General features: G+C 46.6%; 5 protein-coding genes. 3 read left to right on the top strand and 2 right to left on the bottom strand.

Annotated features, from left to right (window positions below; all coding sequences use genetic code 11):
• Together PKX57_RS11375 and PKX57_RS11380 are read left to right on the top strand one after the other, a co-directional pair.
• Positions 1-199, top strand: a 199-nt coding sequence (locus PKX57_RS11375) for a GNAT family N-acetyltransferase (protein ID WP_472417408.1), incomplete at its 5' end; no start/stop codon positions are given.
• Positions 200-388: 189 nt separating this feature from the next.
• Complete coding sequence (locus PKX57_RS11380; RefSeq protein WP_472417410.1) at positions 389-1243, top strand: formylglycine-generating enzyme family protein; 855 nt, start codon at positions 389-391, stop codon at positions 1241-1243.
• Positions 1244-1312: 69 nt separating this feature from the next.
• Here the strand turns inward: PKX57_RS11380 and PKX57_RS11385 are convergent, their stop codons facing one another.
• A complete protein-coding gene (locus tag PKX57_RS11385; protein WP_472417412.1) occupies positions 1313-1927 on the bottom strand; it encodes a DUF6305 family protein in 615 nt (204 codons plus the stop codon).
• A gap of 204 nt (positions 1928-2131) precedes the next feature.
• Entirely contained in the window at positions 2132-3376 is a 1245-nt protein-coding gene (locus PKX57_RS11390) for a hypothetical protein (protein WP_472417414.1), read from the bottom strand.
• Between the two features lie 270 nt (positions 3377-3646).
• Here PKX57_RS11390 and PKX57_RS11395 point away from each other — a divergent pair.
• Positions 3647-4425: class I SAM-dependent methyltransferase (locus tag PKX57_RS11395; RefSeq protein ID WP_472417416.1), on the top strand; the 779-nt coding region annotated here is incomplete at its 3' end.

Raw genomic sequence — 4425 nt, forward strand, 5'->3', positions numbered from 1 at the left:
CGAGCCTGTCGGGGTTATGCCGGAGTACCACAAGAGAGGTCTGGGGAAGGCCATGCTAACCGAAGGGCTCCACAGACTGAAGAGAATGGGAGCGGTAAGGGTCTTCGTGGGCGGCTACTCCACGGCCGCAAATGCTCTGTATGACTCGGCAGTCTCTCCAGTCTGCGACCTCAACGAACCCTGGCTGAAGAAATTCTGATTTTCGATCCCTTATACCGACGGCCCGGATGAATGTTTACTGGCGGTTTCTTGTATACAGTTCGGGTCAAAGAAACGAGGAGCGTTGGGATAGAGCTCGTTGCCAGTCTTATCGGGGGCCGGCCTTCTTTCACAGGCAAGCTCTTACATTATTTACCCTTTTTGAGAGTGTATCCAATGGAGGTCCTATATGAAAAAAACCAGGCTGGTATTGATCGTGTTAACCTTCATTTGTCTTCATCTTTCCGCGGCACAGCCGAATGAATCCTCTTTTGTTCGAGTGAGTGGAGGAAGTTTTTTGATGGGCAGTGTTTCAGAAAAGAGTTTCGATAACGAGTCGCCTGTTCACGTTGTCGATATCACATACGATTTTTTGATTTCAAAGTACGAGACGACTTTCGCGCAATTCGATGAATTCTGCGAACAAACCGTACGGGAGAAATCTTCTGACAATGGGTGGGGAAGGCAAAACAGGCCCGTGATATTCGTGAGCTGGTGGGACGCAACAGAGTACTGCAACTGGTTAAGCTCAAAGGCAGGGTTTCCTCCAGCTTATAATTCTTCTGGATATCTTATAGACGGAAAGGGAGAAGTAACTTCGTCACCTTCGAAGGCGGTGGGGTATCGTCTGCCAACCGAAGCAGAGCGGGAGTATGTCGCAAGAGGGGCGGATTTAAGTAAAACCACCCTCTACTCTGGACATGATGAACCGGACATCGTTGCGTGGTACAACATCAATTCCGACTGGAAAACTTCTGAAGTGGGAGCGAAGCAACCGAATGAAATCGGGGTTTTCGACATGAGTGGAAACGTCTGGGAATGGTGTCATGACTGGTATGCAAGTTACCCGTATCTTGAGCAGACCGACCCCTGCGTCTTTTCAGAGGGAAATTACAGGGTTATCAGGGGTGGGTCCTGGCACGATTTCGAAAAATACTTGAGAGTGTCGGCAAGAAGCGGCTACACACCGACGGGAGCGGCAAAAGATGTAGGATTCAGAGTCTGTAGAACGCTTTCTCGGCACACTCTAGAACCGGACTATTGAAACTATCTGGATTTTAGTGAAGCAACGACACGATACAGCAACCCAGAAGCGAAATTCAACCGACGTGCTTTATTTGCACTCACCCAGATTCATCGAGAAGAGCGCCTCGAGAGCTTCGACGAGTTTGTCTGAGTTGTCGATCACGATCAACGGTATTGCGCCGGCCGCAGCGATCTCTTCAAAATACTCGTCCATGCCGATGTGCGTGACAAGAATTATGGCATCAGCGTAAGGCATTATAAGATCTAAAGACTTGCCGGGATCGGTATCGGGAGAGGTTATTCCCCGGTCGATGTGAAGACCGATCACCGGAATCCTGCTGGATTTTGCGACGGCGATCAACCCTTCTATTCTCGACGACTCCTTTTCTATGCTCATTTTCTCGATATTGCAAATCGTATAGAGATCGCCCTCCACAATGGCCCCGGTGGCGACAACAAGCGTCCCCGGGCCGTCGATTCCACTCAGTCTCTCCTCCAGCCGGGCGGGAGTCAGATCGAGAACCGACTCGCATTCTATTCCCTTCCATCCGCAAACGAGGTTCAAAATGACCGAGCCCTCTCCATCGCCCACGGCCGTTGCCAAAATCGGTGGCTTGATCTGTATAGGCCCGCTTGAAAGAGCGGTTGATGTACTTAGAACAAGTATAACCAGTATGATAGAGCTCAAAATTTTTCGCTTCATTTTTTCTCCTCCAAATAATAGTTGTTCCATATATTAATATGACTAATTTTATCAGATTTATTCACTCTGTGCCTGTAGAATTTATTATCCAGGTAGAAACTTTGAAAACTCCCGCGCTTTCGTTATAGGTTCTATAAGTATTGACGGGCTGAGAACGTTTTCTTCAGGTAGCAGAAGAAGACCTCATCTGCATTGGTTGTAGATTCAGTCGATCTCTCGCAGATAACTGCATATATTCGACCATATTCTCTTTACTCTCGCGAATTGATCGTAGTGTTTCTCAACCAGCCTATGGTATTTGTTCAACTCTTTGGAGATATTGAAAAAACTCTCGGTGCCAAAGTGCGCCGAGATCGCGGGCAGTGTTCTCTTCAGACTGGTTTTCATCTCTTCGATCGTTTCGGAATATCTATCACGGTCGGTTATATAGAGAAGGAGCGGTTTGTATCTGATCCATCCAATGCAGGACCTGTAGAAACGCCTTACTATCTCTTTTGAATCGGCTACTATCGGTCTGAGCTTTGTGGGAAGTACACCCATCAAAATGTGGTTGTAAGTCGAGAAGGCGTTGTGAAAAGCGTAACAGGGAACTCGAAGAACTTTTCTCTCACTCAGGCAGGTGCTCAAAAATGTATCTTCCCCGCGTGCGTCGGGGGGGTTATAAAAGGGGAATAGCCTGCCCGGGTCCTTCAGATTCAGGCATAGATTCGATCCAGATATGAACTTGGCGTGTTTGATTTCCGGAACTTCCACAACGTCATCGCTGTTCAATATCTCAGGGTCGGCATACGATACTCCTCCGGCTTTGATCAATTTCTTAAGTGTCTCCCACTTGACTATGTCGTTGCTTATCGCCCCAATGAACAGTCTAAAAGTATCCTCGGGAAGAGTTGTCGAAAACTCTATGGAAGGGATCGGCGATATATAGCCACAGTGATGGCCGTAAGTGATATCTGCCCGGTCAATGTTTTTCAAATGGGTTTTCAATACGTGCTGGCCTATCCACGAAGTTGAGCCTAGTTTATCTGTTACGGCAACTGGATACTCGTCATCATCCAGATATAGCAGATAGTCAACGTGATTCTTAAGTGCACTATAGAGAACGATGTTTCGCTGAGAAGCATATCCTTTTCCAAACACCAGAGAAACTTCTTCAGAACTGACGACTCCCTCTTTTACAAGAGACTTTTTCTCTTCTTCAACTTCCTCCTGGCCTATGAAGCATTTCGAATCAAGCATCTCATCTACACTAGAACTCAGTTGAGTATAATGACTTTTCTTCGTATTTCTATAACTCAGATCATAAGCTACAAAGAGATTCAGACTGAATTTTTCGCTGTCAACCAATCTCGATTCCTTCCAGTTGTACACGTAACTCCTCAGAACTCTCTGGAAGTACCTTCTCCCTGTTGCAAAACCGATTCCAACCTTTACTTTTTCCTCTTTCATGGAAGCCTCCCTTCCTGTGAACGACTTTCTCATACAGTTACTTTCACGCTTCGACCGTCCAATTTTATCACGGGCTAATTTTCCAACGGGGCGAATCCCATTTTTGAATCGTCGGGAAAGATAGTAAAATACTTACTGGATGTATATAAGGAGGGAGACAAAATGATTGAAGTAGAGAGTTTGTTGCAGTGTCCTTCGTGTAGCTCTTCTCTTTTAAGCCAAGAAGATAGTTTCATGTGCTCCCGTTGCGGTAAGAGATTCAAAAAGCGAATGGGAATCTATGATTTCTTGTTGTCCGGAAGGGACCAGTGGGAGATGGTAGGAAAGGGCTTCATGAACGGTCAGGAAGAGATTGAAAAACGGTTCTTCGAGACCCCTGAAGAGCAGCTTTCTCCCGCCGATCAACTAATAAAGGCCGTTGCCCTGTGGTACCGCGGAAAGTTCGATGAATTCAAGAGGCTTATGAAACGTTCAAGAGAGGCCATATACACAGAAGAATACAACAGCGCGATGGTACAGAGCGTCTACCATACCGTCGAACTCATAAAGAAGGAAAATGGTGTTGTACTGGATCTCGCCACAGGTATGGGCGGCCTTCTTGAAGAACTCCTCGCGTATACGGAGCGAGAGTACATATCAGTAGACATAAGCCCATCGAGCAGTTTTGGACTCCTTCAGTATTTGAGATACAGAGGTTGGGGAGACAGGGTTTATCAGATTATCGCCGATGGTAAAAAACTGCCGTTCAGAAACGACTCTCTGGACTTAATTGTAAGTGCGGCGGGATTTCAGAACATGGAGAACTCCAGGGAAGTCTTTACGGAGACTCGAAGAGTTTCAAGGAAGCTGATTACTCTGTGCATCTTTTTCGAGGAAGACGATCCGAATCTATCACATGTTAAGGACAGGAATCTCCACGTTTCGCGGCTTTTTATTGAAGGCCTTGAAGAAGCTGGCTGGAATGTAACCGTTGAGAATGTCATTAAAGCCAGAGCCGAACCGACACCTCAATCCATGATTCTGGGAATCAGACCGGATCAACTGCCTGT

This window comes from Mesotoga sp., from assembly GCF_035363035.1.
Lineage (GTDB): Bacteria > Thermotogota > Thermotogae > Petrotogales > Kosmotogaceae > Mesotoga.

Bases quoted from the DNA above. Each gene is read 5' to 3' on its own strand.
- PKX57_RS11380 (WP_472417410.1), top strand. From the start codon at position 389: ATGAAAAAAACCAGGCTGGTATTGATCGTGTTAACCTTCATTTGTCTT.
- PKX57_RS11385 (WP_472417412.1), bottom strand. From the start codon at position 1,927: ATGAAGCGAAAAATTTTGAGCTCTATCATACTGGTTATACTTGTTCTA.
- PKX57_RS11390 (WP_472417414.1), bottom strand. From the start codon at position 3,376: ATGAAAGAGGAAAAAGTAAAGGTTGGAATCGGTTTTGCAACAGGGAGA.